Annotated in this window: 17 protein-coding genes; 6 read left to right on the plus strand and 11 right to left on the minus strand. The window is 42.6% G+C overall.

Annotated elements, in window-relative coordinates; genetic code table 11:
* Positions 1 to 44: 44 nt before the first annotated feature.
* The 3 genes from H9630_RS12045 to H9630_RS12055 form a co-directional block, all read right to left on the minus strand.
* On the minus strand, positions 45 to 977 hold the full coding sequence (locus H9630_RS12045) for a DUF5996 family protein (RefSeq protein WP_191715735.1): 933 nt from the start codon (positions 975 to 977) through the stop codon (positions 45 to 47).
* 177 nt (positions 978 to 1154) lie between these two features.
* Positions 1155 to 1655, minus strand: coding sequence for a GNAT family N-acetyltransferase (locus H9630_RS12050; RefSeq protein ID WP_191716049.1), 501 nt, complete (start codon positions 1653 to 1655; stop codon positions 1155 to 1157).
* 219 nt (positions 1656 to 1874) lie between these two features.
* Positions 1875 to 2753 carry a helix-turn-helix domain-containing protein gene (locus H9630_RS12055; protein WP_191715736.1) on the minus strand — a complete coding sequence of 293 codons (879 nt, stop codon included), beginning with the start codon at positions 2751 to 2753 and terminating at the stop codon, positions 1875 to 1877.
* 227 nt (positions 2754 to 2980) lie between these two features.
* On the opposite strand from H9630_RS12055, the gene H9630_RS12060 reads away from it, so the two are divergent.
* On the plus strand, positions 2981 to 3607 hold the full coding sequence (locus tag H9630_RS12060; RefSeq protein ID WP_191715737.1) for an RraA family protein: 627 nt from the start codon (positions 2981 to 2983) through the stop codon (positions 3605 to 3607).
* A gap of 172 nt (positions 3608 to 3779) precedes the next feature.
* Positions 3780 to 4256 carry a DUF948 domain-containing protein gene (locus H9630_RS12065; protein WP_191715738.1) on the plus strand — a complete coding sequence of 159 codons (477 nt, stop codon included), beginning with the start codon at positions 3780 to 3782 and terminating at the stop codon, positions 4254 to 4256.
* 74 nt (positions 4257 to 4330) lie between these two features.
* On the opposite strand, the gene H9630_RS12070 is transcribed toward H9630_RS12065, so the two are convergent.
* Complete coding sequence (locus H9630_RS12070; protein WP_191715739.1) at positions 4331 to 4717, minus strand: tubby C-terminal domain-like protein; 387 nt, start codon at positions 4715 to 4717, stop codon at positions 4331 to 4333.
* 193 nt (positions 4718 to 4910) lie between these two features.
* Between H9630_RS12070 and H9630_RS12075 the strand changes: the two genes are divergently transcribed.
* Positions 4911 to 5141, plus strand: a complete 231-nt coding sequence (locus tag H9630_RS12075) for a hypothetical protein (RefSeq protein ID WP_191715740.1) — start codon at positions 4911 to 4913, stop codon at positions 5139 to 5141.
* Positions 5142 to 5143: 2 nt separating this feature from the next.
* On the opposite strand, the gene H9630_RS12080 is transcribed toward H9630_RS12075, so the two are convergent.
* Complete coding sequence (locus H9630_RS12080; protein ID WP_191715741.1) at positions 5144 to 5320, minus strand: hypothetical protein; 177 nt, start codon at positions 5318 to 5320, stop codon at positions 5144 to 5146.
* Positions 5321 to 5526: 206 nt separating this feature from the next.
* Positions 5527 to 5703 carry a hypothetical protein gene (locus H9630_RS12085; protein ID WP_191715742.1) on the minus strand — a complete coding sequence of 59 codons (177 nt, stop codon included), beginning with the start codon at positions 5701 to 5703 and terminating at the stop codon, positions 5527 to 5529.
* Between the two features lie 253 nt (positions 5704 to 5956).
* Here H9630_RS12085 and H9630_RS12090 point away from each other — a divergent pair, with 253 nt between their 5' ends.
* The 3 genes from H9630_RS12090 (at position 5957) to H9630_RS12100 (ending at position 10398) form a co-directional block, all read left to right on the plus strand.
* The gene (locus H9630_RS12090; RefSeq protein WP_191715743.1) at positions 5957 to 6418 is read left to right on the plus strand and encodes a universal stress protein; all 462 of its coding nucleotides are present in this window, start codon (positions 5957 to 5959) and stop codon (positions 6416 to 6418) included.
* A 367-nt stretch (positions 6419 to 6785) separates the two neighbouring features.
* On the plus strand, positions 6786 to 7697 hold the full coding sequence (gene cyoE, locus H9630_RS12095) for a heme o synthase (protein WP_191715744.1): 912 nt from the start codon (positions 6786 to 6788) through the stop codon (positions 7695 to 7697).
* Positions 7698 to 7974: 277 nt separating this feature from the next.
* Positions 7975 to 10398: a PAS domain S-box protein gene (locus H9630_RS12100; protein ID WP_225218530.1), complete on the plus strand. Its 2424-nt coding sequence runs from the start codon at positions 7975 to 7977 to the stop codon at positions 10396 to 10398.
* Positions 10399 to 10488: 90 nt separating this feature from the next.
* On the opposite strand, the gene H9630_RS12105 is transcribed toward H9630_RS12100, so the two are convergent.
* From H9630_RS12105 to H9630_RS12125, 5 genes are all read right to left on the minus strand, one after another.
* Positions 10489 to 10995, minus strand: coding sequence for a DUF3916 domain-containing protein (locus tag H9630_RS12105; protein WP_191715745.1), 507 nt, complete (start codon positions 10993 to 10995; stop codon positions 10489 to 10491).
* 148 nt (positions 10996 to 11143) lie between these two features.
* Positions 11144 to 11338, minus strand: a complete 195-nt coding sequence (locus tag H9630_RS12110) for a GNAT family N-acetyltransferase (protein WP_191715746.1) — start codon at positions 11336 to 11338, stop codon at positions 11144 to 11146.
* Positions 11339 to 11351: 13 nt separating this feature from the next.
* Entirely contained in the window at positions 11352 to 11930 is a 579-nt protein-coding gene (locus H9630_RS12115; RefSeq protein ID WP_191715747.1) for a histidine phosphatase family protein, read from the minus strand.
* 293 nt (positions 11931 to 12223) lie between these two features.
* The gene (locus H9630_RS12120; protein WP_225218553.1) at positions 12224 to 15058 is read right to left on the minus strand and encodes a YhgE/Pip domain-containing protein; all 2835 of its coding nucleotides are present in this window, start codon (positions 15056 to 15058) and stop codon (positions 12224 to 12226) included.
* 2 nt (positions 15059 to 15060) lie between these two features.
* Positions 15061 to 15567, minus strand: a complete 507-nt coding sequence (locus H9630_RS12125; RefSeq protein WP_191715749.1) for an RrF2 family transcriptional regulator — start codon at positions 15565 to 15567, stop codon at positions 15061 to 15063.
* Between the last annotated feature and the right edge of the window lie 47 nt (positions 15568 to 15614).

Here is a 15614-nt window from a genome sequence, read left to right on the forward strand (position 1 = left end):
ATACTTTTATAGCACAGCCAATTCAGCAGTATTAATCAGCTTTGTTACCCCTTATCCGTGCGATCGGCATCATTTTGTTTGTTCATCTTCAAGGGAATGAAATAATGGGCGCTGTCTGCCCACAGGAGTTCCCGAGACAAAATATCGAAACTGGAATGAAAAAAATCCTGTATTGGCTGACCTGCACCATCAGAACTAAAGGCATTTTCTAAACTGAGAAAGTATTCACTCACTGATTGATCATAGTAAGCCTCTTTGGGTTTCAGGGCGTCAAAATTTAAGTCTTTATAGATGAATGGATAAGGCAGCACAAAAAAAGTCGGAACATCGACTTTATCATCTCCCAACCAAAATCCATATTCGATCATCTGTTCATCAAAAGCCGCTTTTTCGATGATTTTGTTTTCCGGAAATGGGTCCATTTTGTTTTTGACAATCAACAAAGACACATCAAATGTTCCCCAAAACAGTTGAGGTTTCACTTTCCGGCATCTGAGCGGGCCTACAAACTTCAGTTGTTCACGCTGTGCCAAATGGAATAGTTGCAGCCCCCTCATCGCTTGCTGGCGATTAAAAGTTAAGGGAGTGCTGTCTTCGTTCAAGTTTTTCTGATAGGCCATTTCCTGCGGTTTAGGATTGATCGTGACGCGGATGCCATTTGAATTCAACGCTTCCATTATTTCTTCAAAATAATCCTTTATGGCTTTGGAGGATTTCAATTCCAGGGATCGGACGTTGCCGTCCACATTGATAAGGATTTGGCTGTTGCGGATGTCTACATCCAGTTGAAAAGCTGTATTCTTTTGAAACAGCATCCCTGTCGAAAATCCATCAGTTGTTAAGCACAGTCCGACATGCGCCCACTGCGGCTCCTGTTGGGCAGTTTCCAGTTTTATTTTCCCCAGAATCTGTGAAATCAAATGCAAAGTGAATTTGGTATCAGCCCACTCGGAATGCTTGATCCCATCAACCTTCATTCTGTTCGCCTCCTGGATCCTGTATCGTTAGTAGTTACTACTCCAACTACCGACTGATGAGAAACTTTACATTCTTAATACGCTCTCCTGTCACTATAAATACTTAACCTGATTTATATATGGAAGTTAATTTCTATTTTAAATAAAGGAACGAGTTAATGAATTCTTTATCAATTGTTAACTCCACAAATAATGGACAAACCTCACCTTTTGATCATTCATTTCGAACTCTTCTTTGCTTATGCCGACTTGTTTAAACCCGTTTTTTTCTAAGACCTTTTGGGATGCGTGATTAACAGTTGTGGTTTTTCCACGTATTTGCCTTACGGGTAAGTTGGTTCTTAATAGCAGTTTTAATGCCTTGTCTCCGATGCCTTTTCCCACGTCCGGTTCTCCTACTCTAAATCCAACATCTGCACTGTTATTTACCTTATCGATATCAACTAAGTTGACTCTCCCTAAAATTCCCCCAGAATCATTTTTTATCAGATAAAATTTAGCAAAGCCGTTCTCTTGCTCGATAAGCAGTTTTTGATGTCTTTTTCTAAATACCTCGAATGTATAATAATCGTCTCCTCGGCTCGGGACCATTTGTTCAAAAAAATACCGATTTTCAGTTTCAAACTCAAGTAAGGATTCTGCATCACTCTCTTTTATTAATTTTATAGATAGTTCCATCATTCACCTTCCTCTTTTACATATTGCGTAAGCTATTTGTATACCAATTATACCTGTGCCTTTCGAAGATAAGGAGAATTTTCAGAAATCTTCTATATTTGTTTTACTCGTATTAGAATTCCTAAAAAAGCGTTCGGAAAAATTATCTATAAGGCAAATTAAAGAGGAGGTGGTCTCTTATCAGTCTTACCTCCTCTCTCTATCATCGTTTTTCTGGCCTTACTCACTAAAGTCTAAGTTAGTCGGCTGCGCTGGAAGTTGTTCCTCTAAAAGCATGTTTGTCGTAGGAACTTTGTCTGTCACAACTTCAAAGCGGAAGCCATCTGCCCAAACTTTTCCTTTTCCAATCAGTAAGACGCCAAAATGGATGGAAGCACTATCTTCCGGTACATCCAAAACAAGTGAGTAATGATTCCAATCGGTCGTTCCTTGTACGGATCGATTATCCATATTATCGAACTGAACTGTATCGCCGTTGACATTATCTATCCGCAGCCAAGCTCCACACTTATCCGCATCCTCTGTTTTTAGAAAACAGGATAGCTTCAGCCGCTTCCCTTTATATTCCTGGGCTTGGAAGCCTTGCATCATCGTAGCGAAGTGCTGTCCATCTGCATTTCCTTTTGCGTAGAGCAATCCTGACTGTGTTCCTGTATGGCACACAGTTGAATCTGAAACAAGTCCATACAATTCCGGATTAGATCCGCTTAAACTCCATCCTTTGATTTGTTCGTGTGTATTCATGTTTTTCTCCTCCTCCGTCATTCGTACAATTTTCATCAACTTTCGGTATTTTCCCGGCGGCACGGCGTATACTTCCTTAAAAGCTCTGGTAAAAGCCTCCTGAGATTGAAAATGAAACAGAAAAGCAATCGACATTATCGTTTCATCGCTATGCAATAGAAGCATTGCCGCCATCGACAATCGACGCAGACGGATGTATTCACCAATTGACTTGCCTGTTTCTTTCTTAAAAATGCGAGTCAAATGGAACTTTGAATACCCAATTACAGCCGGGAAGGTATTGAGCTGAATTTCTTCCGTCAAGTTCCCTTCAATATAGGAGATGGTTTTCTGTGTAACTTCACTGTACTGCATCCTGTTCACCTCAAAATTATGATATCGGAAATAGAAAAGGAATATTTGATTATTCTTGCTAAAGTTTTTGAGCAGATCACACGATATATGACTGTATCTTAAAGAAAATAAACAGAACATAACAATAACTTATCGGCATTCATTAACAGATTCAATTTTACTTATCTTCTTTTCAGCGATATGCTTTTATTTATACAGCCCCATTAAGCGAAGGAGTGATGATCAATATGACAAATAAACCGATCAGTGAACAATTCAAATCCATTCCGACCACTGCAATTTCTGATGCAATGAAAGGGATGAACAATCTGGATCCATCCATTAAACCGCTTAAGGACACCTACAAAATCAGCGGAAGAGCCCTTACCGTCAAAATGCCTATCGGAGACAATTACAGTGTTATGAAAGCGTTAGATGCAGCCGAACCTGGGGACATTATCGTCATTGATGCAAAAGGTGATTTGTCACGTGCGGTCGCAGGTGATTTTGTCATCGGCATGGCCAAGGCCCTGGGCATCGCCGGTTTTGTTGTGGATGGTGCCATTCGGGATCTGGAGGCATGCAAAGCATTGGATTTTCCGATTTTCTGTAAAGGCACCACAATTGCGGCCGGCAATAAGGCGGGCCAAGGAGAGATCAATACAGCAATTTCCTGTGGAGGCGTTTCGATTCAGCCAGGTGATATCATTGTCGGAGACTGTGATGGCGTCACCGCCATTCCATTCGCCAGTGCAGAAGATGTGTTAGCCGGCTCACTTGAAAAACTCCAGAAAGATGATCAGCGTGCCGCTTCGGTTTCAGAGGACATTGCGGCCATCAAGAAGCATTTAAAAGAGCAACTTGCAAAAGGATAATGGCTGTTTGGCGCAATTTTCATAAAAACAACGGTTTATTTCATTATGTAAATCGCCATTCTTTCAAAAACCTTTGGTATACGGGCAAAAACCATCCACTGATGGGTTAAGCGGCAGGATATAACGGGTATAGCATATCAAGACATCAATAAAGTTAAAGGAGGAAAACAGCATGGATTCAACAATATGGCTGTACATAGCGCTCGGAATCTTCGTCCTGGGCCTGATTATCGCGATCGTCGGCGTCGTTATGCTGATTTCAGGAATCAAGGAACCGATGAAAAAAATGAAAGGTTCCGCAAACAACTTGAAAGAGCGTGTGGATAAGCTTAACCTGGAAGCAACGACTTTATCGCATACTGCAAATGAATTAAAAGAAGATGTACAAGTAAAATCTGAAAAAATCGGGGTTTTGGTAGATGCTGCTAAAGGCACCATGAATTCAGTTATTGATTTGAATGCAACCGTCCGCTCTATTACAGGAGATATTACGACTCGAGTGGATCGGGATAAACGCAATATCGCGGAAGTCAACCAATACAGCAATACGGCAATCGGTTTGGTGAATATGATCAAAAACCGCAAGTCTCCCGAAAAAATCAATCCTACCTATTCTCCAACTTCTATGCCGGATGTAAAAGAGTATTAATTAGTTAACAAAAATCCACCCTTTGTCGGATATCCGATACAGGGTGGATTTTTTGCACGCTTAATTTTTATCTCCTATGCGTTGTAATAAAAAAAGGTGTGAAACAAAACGGCGGCTAGAGAAGCCACTTCCTTATTTACCGCTTCGACATGGACCACGTCAAGCTCAGAGCTAACAATTAAATTGGACATCGACACAGCCGCAATTTCTGTATCCTCGCATTTCAAACGGCCAGTTCCTGCAAAGTCTTTCTCAAAGTAATAGCTTCGGGTGTCCAAGTTAAAGGAATAAGCCACTTCTAACAATTGAACTCGGTGTCCTGCGACCCGTCCGGATTTCTGGGATTGGTGGTCAAAAATACGATAACCAAAACCGGGAAACGAACATTCGGTGCTGTAAAAGGGTTTTCCGTCCAGTTGTGTAATTATATATGTATAAGGCAAACCGGAACTCAGCAGCACATTGAAAATCCCTGCTATAAATGATGGCGCATTCGGTGCAACAAGAACAACGCTTGTCCCGATTCGTCTCTTAGCGTCATTTTTTTCGGCCGCTGAAACGTTTTGCGGACTCGATAAGTAAACTGCTGCATCCCCTGCCTCCTTACATTATTTTAATTTACTATAAAGTTTAGTCGATCAGGAGGAATTATCCATGAAAAAAGGCTGGATCTCGATTGTTATAGGCTTGATTTTAGGTTTGACGCTATCCTATTTTCTCCTCAGCTATAACGGATGGACCATGATTTCAATTGGAAAAGATGGAGAAACTTTAAGTTCGGTCAATGAACTGGATTTCGATTTGATTACGAATGCATTCGGACTTGTTTTACTTTGTATAGCTGTAGTTTATGGAACACTTTCTGTCTTCAATAAACGTTCATGATTTTAGTTAGACAAGTCTTTTGAATAAGCTGTGGATTTGTAGAGCACCATTGCGCTGAAGAAAAAGAAATGAATTGCAAATTTTATATCCACAATCTCCAACGTGGAATCTTCGAGAAATCCATTCACTTTTTGATCTAAGTTATTTTCGCTCCATCCAACAAATGTTTTGACTCTCATGTTAACCGCTCCCTAAATTTATAGTTGATACTAAATATACGAATGAGTAAACTGCAAGTTTCATCTATTTTTCTTTTCCCCTATATCCATAAAGTTGAAATCACCAAATAAGCGATCATTCCAGCGATAAAAATCAGCAGGTACTTCAATTTTCTACCCATGCTACTCACCTCCTGGATTGTCGGTCGGATGACGAACTTTGCTGATTACCTATTACGTTCTTTGCCATCTTTTAAGTTTGATAGTCCAATAAATGGACAAATAATTGCCCCCGCTATCAAAATCCCTGTCAATATTCCATTATTTCCCCAAGACGTAATGACCGAAATCAAACACACGGCCGCAATTGCAAAAGCTCCGTATTTTTCCACAAACGCAAACATATGATGTCCTCCCGTCATTATTGATTCACCCAAAGCTCTTTTTCTTATGTACCAGTCCAAACTCCAACAACCACTTCAAAATAAACAGGAATTCTCTTTCAACTGTATCATCCATTTCTTGACTTTCGAAACATATTGACTGTCTCCCTTGCCAAGTCTCTTTAACTAATCTGTTTATGCCGTTCAACTGCAGGAGTTCAGCTATCTCATGGAGAAGTACTTATTACTACACAAATTGACAGGAGGGAATACCATGACTTTAGCTTACAGAGAGATTCTTGTAGCAGTTGACGGTTCGGACGAAGCAGGACTGGCATTCAAAAAGTCGATCGGCATCGCCAAACGAAATAATGCCAATTTGAACTTAATTTACGTTGCAGATCCCCGTACTTATACACCTATCAGACTTCATGGCGTCGATACTGAACAGCAGGCTTTTAAGTATGGCAGAGAACTATTGGAGAAATACAAAGCCATCGCCTTGGACGCAGGAGTGGAAAATGTAAACAACATCGTCACTTCAGGTTCTCCTAAAAGGGTCATTGCGAGAGACTTTGCGAAACAAGTTGAAGCAGACCTGATTATATGCGGTGCATCCGGAATCAATGCCATGGAACGGTTCATGCTCGGAAGTGTTTCCCAGCACATTGTCAGAAGCAGTCCCTGCGATGTACTGGTGGTCCGCATCCCAGACCCAGAAGATGAAGACAATTAAAGAGTTCAATTCTCACTGTCAGTGAGCTACTGATTGCGTCTGATGTGTCGGGATTTGAATGATAGCCATTTCAATTTCTAAAACGCTTCATTTCCAGAAGCCTCTTTCCTCCAGTTAGGAAGAGGCTTTTTGGTATGTCTTTGAAAATAAACTCCAGACAAGCTTCTCCTGTCAAATCCGCCCGCTCCAGACGATTGAATTTATTTCATTCTCAACTCAAATGTCAGCTAAAATTAAAGCAAATTTCCACATCTTTTGTGATTGACTTGAAATGTTCAAAAATGATTAAGCAAAAATGCTGGTTTAATGGAAATTTGCCTGTCAGCTGAGGTATATTAATAGTCGTGGACATAAGAGGAGTTTGAAAATGAAAATAGAACTAACTGCACCATCTCAGAAAACATTATGGGCACAAGTCGTGAAAACAGGAATTATCAAATCGAATTTGATTCCCATGCTCGCAGGATTGATGCTCGCGTTGTATACGTACCAAGAAAGCTTTACAGAGAATATCGGCAATATCCTTTTAGCCTTAATAGGTACAGCAGCTATTATTGCAGCAGCTGGTTCGTTCAATAATCTTTACGACCGTGACATCGATGCTGTCATGAACCGGACCAAAAACCGCCCGACGGTAACAGGATCTATAGCGATCAAAAAAGTCTTATGGGCTGCAATTCTGTTATTGGTTATCGGCTTGGCTTTATTGTATGTGGCTTCCCCACTAACCGCATTTCTCGGATTTCTCGGCGTGTTTTTCTACGTGGTGCCTTATACCATGTGGACAAAGCGCCGGACAATCTGGAACACGGAAGTGGGAAGTATTTCAGGCGCTATGCCTCCTTTGATCGGCTGGGCCGCTGTAGCACCTGATATCTGGCATCCTGCCTGCTGGGCGTTATTCCTGATTATGGTGATCTGGCAAATGCCCCATTTTTACGCAATTGCCATTCGTAAGCAAGAGGATTATACAGCAGCAAATATTCCGATGCTTCCAGTTGCGAAAGGCGCAAAGCGCACTTACCTCCAAACCAATATTTATTTAGTCTTATTGGTGCTTTCCAGCCTGCTGTTTCTGCCATTAAGCCTTGGCTTAACTTTGGTCTCTCTTGTCATGGGACTCCTTTGGCTGGGCTTGAGTCTCTTCGGCTCACAGAAATATGGCATAAAAGTTTGGGCGGATAAAATGTTTTTATTCTCTTTGGTGCATATGGTCGTTATCTATTCAACAGTGATCATTTATGCTTCCATCGGGATGATTCTTTCCGGAATTTATTGACAAACAATCCAGTAAAAAATGTTACGTGACCAAACAGGTAGACAGTATCGCAGCTGATCTACCTGTTTTTTTATTGCCATAAATCTCCTTCTAAATATTCTAAATTATTGTATTAAGTTTTAGAAACCCCTATCTTGCTGTTGCTTAATCTAGTAAACTTAAATTACATGGGAATTAATTACTTTTTAAGAATCTTGGAGAACTAGTCTAATAGACCCCCGCGCATAAACTATCCATACATAAAAGAAGAAAAGTTATGATTGGAAGGAGATCAATAATGATGAAATATTTGTCAAAAGAGCTGGGACAGGATATTTTAGCTTCCACTGCTCTTTTTGATTTGATTCAAGACCCCATTTTCCTGATGGCGAAAGACGGAAATTCCTATCGTTATCTTTACGCTAATCCAGCAGCGTTGGCTATCATGCCCCCACAGAAAATTATCGGCTGTCTGATTGAAGAAGTTTTCCTTCCTGAGCAAAGTCAAGCAATAATCCGACAACACCAAGAAGTAACAGCTGCGCAAAAACCGAGAGAATTTATTGAAAAGATTCAAACAGACAATGGGTTTTTTATCGGTGAAATAATGTTGAGTCCGGTACTAGTCAAACCTGATCAATGCCAGTATATAATGACTGTCGTGCGGGACGTCACCGAAAGAGAACAGAGAAAGGAAGCTCTGCTGAAGACTAAAAGGGAAATCGATGTCGAGAGAAAACGATTGAACTCACTGGTCGAAAACAACGGAAATGCGGTATTTGAATTTGATCAAGACAAAAATTTCATCAGCATCAACCATACAGTCACAGAAGTTACAGGGTTCTCTGAAAAAGAGCTGATTGGCCAGTCCGTTGTTTCAATGGTCGTCGATCGCTATTTAGAGGACACGCTCTCTCATTTTGAAAAGGCGCTGACCGGAGTTTCTGTTGAATTTGAAACGGTGATCTATACAAAAAAACGGCAGAAGGCTGTCTTTCAAGTGAATACCATTCCCATCATCATTGAAAATCAAGTGAATGGAATTTATGCCATTGCCAAAGAAATTTCAGATCAGAAAAAAACAGAGCGTTTGTTGCGTGAGAATGAACAGCGGTATAAATCGCTATTCGATAATCATCCGCATGGAATTTTCACATTTGACCGGACCGGCAATCTGGAAAGCATCAATGCCGGCACCGAAAACATCACCGGTTATTCGTTTGAGGAATTAAAGGCAAATTCATTTTTGTCGATTGTTATGCCTGAAGAAATAGAAAAAGTACGCGACTATTTTTACAAAGCGATTAACAGCGAACAGCCGGAACGTTATGAAATGGCTTTCCATAAGAAAAATGGCGGGTTGATTGATTTGCAGGTCCTGAATATCCCCCTGATCGTAGATGGTCAAATGCTTGGAATCCACGGCATCATCACCGATATCACTGAAAAAAATTTAGCTGCTAAGGCGCTGACAAAGGCCAAAGAAGAGCTCGAAGTTTTCTGGGAAAACTCAACCGATCCCCTCTTTTATATTGATACAAAAGGAGATATCTTAAAAGTAAACCCAGCCTTTGAAGAAACATTCGGCTTTACAGAAGACGAAATGAAAACTGGAAAAGGAACAATCATCCCATCTCATATGAGATCTGATCAAGACCATATTATAGGACGGATATTGGACGGAGAAACGGTCAAGTTTCATGATACACTGCGCATCGACAAAACCGGGAAACCGTTGAATATCATTTCTTCCTATTCCCCAGTCCGAAATTCGGATAGAAAAGTCATTGGCGCGACAATCGTCTATAAAAATGTGACCGAATTAAAAAAAGCAGAACAGGAACTACAGAAAAGCCAGGAAAAATACCGGCTGATTACAGAAAGCACTTTTGACATCATTACATTGATCGACCTTTCCGGAAAAGTGGAATACGTATCGCCCGCCAGCGAAAAAGTGTTGGGATACTCGGATCAAATCTTTATCGGAAGCCCTTTTACTACGAACGTTCATCCGGAGGATACTTGTAATTTAATTGAAAGTGTCGCATCCCTCATTGATAGAGGAGAATCTACCACAGTAGAAGTGAGGTGTATGCATCGGAAGGGACATTATGTCTGGATGGAGATATCCCCCACCCCAGTCTTGTCGAATGGGGAATTAAAGCAATTCTTCACGATTGCAAGGGACATTACAGAACGCAAGAGGCTACAGGACAAAGTAGAGAAGATGGCATTTTATGATCATTTAACCGGTATCCCCAACCGCCGGACTTTTGATGACAAATTAAAGAAAGCTATTTTCCAAGCCGATGCCACCGGAAAAAAAGTGGCGGTACTTATGTTGGATGGCCGCAAGTTTAAACAAATCAATGACCGGTTCGGACACGACGCAGGAGACGCAGTCATCAGGGAAATGGCGATGCGGCTAGAGTCCAGCATCCGATCTAGCGACACGGTTGCCCGTTTGGGCGGTGACGAAATGGGGATTGTTTTACCGGGACTTGATTCAGTCGAAGTGGCCGAACAAACAGCAAAGCGAATACTGAAATCACTCGAATCTCCCCTGCTCTTTAACGGTTGTGAAATTAAAATTGGAGCCGAAATCGGCATTTCGTTATACCCCGACAACGCTGATAATGAAAAATCATTGGTTAAATACGCAGATATGGCTCTTTACGAGGCGAAAACATCAGACCACGATCATTATCGGATTTACAATTAAAAACCAGGCAGCTTAACTGAGAGCAGAACGAAAGAAGGAGAAAAACCATGCGTTGGCATCGTTTTTCTCCTTCTTTCATTTAAATTTCGTTTATTTACTATCACCGATAAACCAAATTTCATTTTCATAATAGCCTTCTTCATCATCGATTATTTCCTTGAAACCGGAAATGGATAAGTCTTCAGGAACGTCCAAATTCCATTCTGCCCGAACATTTCGAGTCTCCGGAAGCGGAATCCATTTCTGGTCCTCATCCTCACGGATAAAGAAATCTTGGAAATGTTCGTTCCCTTTGAAAACAATGATTTGTGAATTCCACAAACTCGGAAAATCAATTGAAGCTACAACACGGTATTCCACTTGGTCATAAGGCTTTAGATCTTTAAGGTATGCCACCCGTTCTATAAGTGTTTGCATACAAAGCTGTTTAACTTTCCGAGGTGTTTGATCGGAGTTGATAAAACCTTGGTGAACCGGCAAATGCATATGCCAGTATCCATTATAGAAATCCGTTGGAAATACCGCTGTGTTTTCTTTAATCCGTTTGACCATGTTTTCCGTCTTCTGTTTAATCCCCCGAACTTTTTTCTCTCTCATGTCAGTTCTCCTCAATTTACAGTTAGATAAAACTAAAGATAAAACACCATGAAGAGGCTGAACAAAGCAATAGCTCCCAAGGTTTACAAATCTCTTAAATAGCGCAGCGAGACTTGCTGCTCACCGGTACTCGTGGTTTATGCTCGCTTTACTTTGTATATAACCCCCACGCCTCATAAAATGGAATTCCTTTTTGAATGCCTTCCTGTACAGATACTAATTGTTCTAATGCTCCACTTTCTATCTGCATTTGGTTAAGTGCAGTGAGCAATTGGCTGCCGACAGCTTGATGCCGACACTCTTTGTCCACGAAAATGACATAAATCGTCCAGTGCTTGGCCAAGCCATTCCGCTTCTTAGCCAATAACTAACCTGAATGATTCTGTCTCAGCCAGAAAATCTTGTCTTGTAAGCAATCGCCCTGATATGAGTTGCCGGTAAGAAGTGATGGTCCCATCATGTGTAATAATGTAGATTCTCTTTCGTTGAAAACTTCGGCAAAAGCCAAAAAAGTCTTCGGCCAAGCAGCTGAATTCATATTCTGTCAGCAGATTGATCCCTGTTTTCCACAACGAAGAATCCAAATTTCGAGCAAAATGAAAGGCTGGAAATTCCTCTTGCATAGCTTTTGCATCAAGCAGCTCATCACAGCAAGATGTCACAGCATCGGCGTGGGCAGGAAATATCCGGGGCGCCGCCAACGGGTGGACAACTTTAATACAATCCACATTTCCGCTCCACACAGAAGCAGTCTGGAGCGTTCTCAGAGTAGGGCTGACAACCACAACATCCTCAGCAGTCAAAGGCAGTGCAGACCTTAATTTTTCCGCCTGGTCTATTCCTTTGCTGGTTAGCGAAGGATTTCTCAATCCGAGACTGTCCGGCAAATTACTCGCATGCTCTCCTTGGCCATGACGAATAAATATCAAATCCATATTTTTTGCCTCCCTGCAATGTTCCCGACCCCATTGTTTACCTTTCTTCCTGTCCCTTTAAAGCTGCCATTTTTTTCTGATCTATTTCCAATCGAAACATCTATCACCTATCCGAAAAAGATGTTGGTTCTCTCCTTCTAATATACCAAATAAACCCAGCGGAAACATCAAATGATTGAATATTCTTTTCTTTTTGAAGATTGATTTCTATTGCTAGCAAAAGACTTTAATCTACACAAAAAAGCCTCTCCTGAACACCGATTTACACGGCCGTTCAAAAGAGGCTTTTTCGATTAATTTTCTTCTGCCAACCTAAATGCTTTGCGGCTTCTGATGCTTAGAACAAGCCATAGCAGCACGTTGAAGACCAGAATAAACCCACCGAGCACCCATATGCTCATCATAAACGTTTCATTTCCATAAGCGGAAGACATAGCTTCCCGGAAACCAAGAAGCGCATAGCTCATTGGAACAAAGTCATGGACTTTCTGGAAAAATCCATTGGTCAGTTCTACCGGGAACATGCCACCGCTCGCACCCAATTGAACGACGAGCAAGATCATGGCCATAAAGCGGCCTGGATTACCGAATGTGATTGCCAAGAACATGATCAGGAACATATAAGTAAGTGAGGTGATCACAGAAACTGCGATGAACTCTCCGATATGTTCCACTTGAAGGTGAAAACCGAACAACATGATGGCATCGACAATCAATGCAGCAGCGGTCGCCTGGACAAAGCCAATCGAAAACTTGCTGAGCCACCAAGCGGTACCGGAAGTCGGACGCCCTGCCGGCGCATTGATTGGAAACACCAGATTGAACGATAAAGCGCCAACAAAGAGGCCAAGCGATAAAATATACGGAGCCAATGCATGGCCGTAGTTCGGCACTTCGCTGCGTTGGCTTTCTGTAGCTGTTGCCGGGGCAGCCAGCATTTTGAAATTGGCATCATTCAGCTGAGTACCATTTACTTCTTCTGCTCCCTCGCCCAAACTTGCAGCGAGTTCAGATGACCCCTCTGATAGCTTGCCAAGACCTGCTCCCAGTTCACCTGATCCTTCTTTTAGTTGCCCTGCCCCGTTGCGCAATTCAACTGCACCGCCGGCAAGTTCGCCCGCTCCGCCGGAAAGTGCTGGAATGCCTTCATTTAGACGATTGGCACCATCCGCCAAATCGCTGGAACCGGAATTCAGGTTTTCGGAATTTGCAGCAAGCTGATTGGTACCTTGTTGAAGTTGCCCCGCACCTTCCGCTGCTTGGGCCACCCCTTCTGCATAAGCAGCAGTTCCATTTTTAAGCTCCTGCGAGCCTTGCTGTAAGGCACTTGCCCCTTCGACCAATCCAGCTGAACCATCAGCAAGAGACGATACGCCTTTAGTCAACGAAGAACTGCCTTGTGCCAAACGATCAACTGCATCTGCCAGTTGCGGCAGTTTTTCTGTTGCTTTCTCTGTACCGGCCAATAATTCCCCACTGCCTTGCTTGGCTTCGTCTGCACCTGCAGCAAGAGCGGCTGCGCCAGGAATCAACTTGCCAGTAAGCGCATCCTGGAGAGATGCATAACCACCGAGTGCCTGTACCGCTTGTGGATTGATACGCTCTACCGCATTATTCAATTCGGCGATTTGTCCCGGCAATGAACCGAGTGATTGAAAAGCCGGAATCAAGTGATCGTTTAAATCGGACGACACCGCTCCAAGGCTATTCTTAAGTGTTTCAAGAGTAGCTTGCTGCACTGCTGACTTTTCTTCCATACTGCCACTGACAGCAGCTGACAGCTCTGCCTGCTGCTCTTCGGTCAAACTGACAAAAGTGGGAGACGCCTGTAAAGCTTCCACTGCTGAGGCGGAAGAAACTGGCTGCAGTTCCTCTAAACTTTGTTGAGCTGCAGCTAAATTCGTTTGCAGTCCGGATGCATCCTGAGCGCTTCCTGCAGAAACTGCACTGTTCAATTGGCCAAGGCTTTCTTGAATGGCGGTGAGCCCTTGCTGCAAGCTGGCGATTTGATCAGCCGCTGGCAGTTCATCATTCAATTCGTTTAACCCATTCTTCAATGCCGAACCTCCTGCAGCTAATTCTGCAAGTCCATCATTGAGCGCGGCTTGACCCGAAACCAATTGCTGTATGCCTGAAGAGCTGTCTGCCAGTTGACTGGTTTGTGACTGCAATTCGTGCAGGCCATTGTCCAGCTCTTCACTACCGCGCTGAGTTTCCGACAATCCATCATTCAGCTGCTGAGCTCCAGGAACCAGCGAACCTAGGCCATCTGCCAACTTCACGGACCCTTGAACCAATGCAGAACCATTACTGTTCAACTCGGCTGTGCCTTCAGCCAGTCCAGCTACTCCGCTTTGAAGTCTTCCAACGCCTTCAGTGTACTCAAAAATTCCTTTGTTCAACTGGTCTGCCCCTTTGCGCAGTGCAGTTGTTCCCGCTGAAAATTGACCAACACCAATTTCCAACTGCTCGGCCCCTTCCTTGAACGTCAAACTGCCTTCTGACAATTCCATTAGCCCTGCAGTCAGTTCCTTATTGCCATCCTGGAGCTCAACAGTTCCTTCATTGAGCTGTTCGGCACCTTCAGCTGCCTGCCCTACTCCTTCACCAAGTGTTTCAATTTGCGCAAATACTGCTTTTACGTATTCTTTTGTTACATTTTCTGCGATTTCTTCTTTAATGGCCATGGTCGCCTGCTTGCTGACAGCTTCAATGAAAAAGCCTCGGCCAGGATTGGTTTCATACTGCAAATTCATGGCTTTCGGCTGATCATCCATAATGGACGCCGCATTTGTTGAAAAATCCTTCGGAATGGTCAACACCATAAAATATTTTCCGTCATTCATGCCGCGTTCAGCTTCTTTGGCATCTGTAAAATGCCAGTCCAGTGTTTCATTTTCTTTTAAGTTACCGACCAATTCGTCCCCGACAGCGAAAGTAGTGCCATCGTAATCTGCAGCTGTGTCTTCATTCACAACAGCCACCGGCAAACGATCAGTTTTACCGTAAGGATCCCAGGACGATCCAAGGAAAAACCCTCCATAAATAATTGGGATAAACATCATAACAATCATTGTTCCCAATAACAGCGGTTTGGAAAACAATTTTTTCCATTCCAATCTAAGCATGTTCACTTGTCATCATCCTGTTCTTTACCGATTACGTCACTTAAAGTTTCACGGTTCCAGTTTAAAGTCGGCAAGTTTGCCGTTCCAAGTCCTTCTTTCAGCAAATCCGCTGCAGTCAAATTAGAAAAGTACTCAATGAGCAAACGATCTCCTTGCGCAAACACATTACGCAGAAGTTCCTGTCCTTTTTTCGCATATTTTCCGTCATGAAATGCCAAGCCGATCAACCCAGTATCCGGATACATTTGAATCGGCCCTTCCATCGCTTCGATGACATCCAGCAAGGTAATATCAGTTGCAGGCTTCGCAAGTGAAACGCCCCCATTATTTCCAGAGACCGAAACCGCAATTCCCTGGACAACCAATTTTCGAATGATTTTTTTCATATACGAAGGCGACACGCCCAGTCTTTTGCTGATTTCATCAGAAGCGAGCGGTGCGCTGCTTTCCTGTGTGGCCAGCAAGACAATAATACAAAATGCTTGCTCTACCCCTTTTGTCAATTGCATATCTAGCACCTCTTTTTCATCTACTTCAGATATCCATTATGGACATC

Source organism: Planococcus wigleyi (genome assembly GCF_014836985.1).
Classification (GTDB): Bacteria; Bacillota; Bacilli; order Bacillales_A; family Planococcaceae; genus Planococcus; species Planococcus notacanthi.

Bases quoted from the DNA above. Each gene is read 5' to 3' on its own strand.
- H9630_RS12125 (WP_191715749.1), bottom strand. From the start codon at position 15,567: ATGCAATTGACAAAAGGGGTAGAGCAAGCATTTTGTATTATTGTCTTG.
- H9630_RS12050 (WP_191716049.1), bottom strand. From the start codon at position 1,655: ATGGAACTATCTATAAAATTAATAAAAGAGAGTGATGCAGAATCCTTA.
- H9630_RS12055 (WP_191715736.1), bottom strand. From the start codon at position 2,753: ATGCAGTACAGTGAAGTTACACAGAAAACCATCTCCTATATTGAAGGG.
- H9630_RS12100 (WP_225218530.1), top strand. From the start codon at position 7,975: ATGATGAAATATTTGTCAAAAGAGCTGGGACAGGATATTTTAGCTTCC.
- H9630_RS12105 (WP_191715745.1), bottom strand. From the start codon at position 10,995: ATGAGAGAGAAAAAAGTTCGGGGGATTAAACAGAAGACGGAAAACATG.
- H9630_RS12060 (WP_191715737.1), top strand. From the start codon at position 2,981: ATGACAAATAAACCGATCAGTGAACAATTCAAATCCATTCCGACCACT.
- H9630_RS12065 (WP_191715738.1), top strand. From the start codon at position 3,780: ATGGATTCAACAATATGGCTGTACATAGCGCTCGGAATCTTCGTCCTG.
- H9630_RS12120 (WP_225218553.1), bottom strand. From the start codon at position 15,058: ATGCTTAGATTGGAATGGAAAAAATTGTTTTCCAAACCGCTGTTATTG.
- H9630_RS12115 (WP_191715747.1), bottom strand. From the start codon at position 11,930: ATGGATTTGATATTTATTCGTCATGGCCAAGGAGAGCATGCGAGTAAT.
- H9630_RS12085 (WP_191715742.1), bottom strand. From the start codon at position 5,703: ATGTTTGCGTTTGTGGAAAAATACGGAGCTTTTGCAATTGCGGCCGTG.
- H9630_RS12075 (WP_191715740.1), top strand. From the start codon at position 4,911: ATGAAAAAAGGCTGGATCTCGATTGTTATAGGCTTGATTTTAGGTTTG.
- cyoE (WP_191715744.1), top strand. From the start codon at position 6,786: ATGAAAATAGAACTAACTGCACCATCTCAGAAAACATTATGGGCACAA.
- H9630_RS12045 (WP_191715735.1), bottom strand. From the start codon at position 977: ATGAAGGTTGATGGGATCAAGCATTCCGAGTGGGCTGATACCAAATTC.
- H9630_RS12090 (WP_191715743.1), top strand. From the start codon at position 5,957: ATGACTTTAGCTTACAGAGAGATTCTTGTAGCAGTTGACGGTTCGGAC.
- H9630_RS12080 (WP_191715741.1), bottom strand. From the start codon at position 5,320: ATGAGAGTCAAAACATTTGTTGGATGGAGCGAAAATAACTTAGATCAA.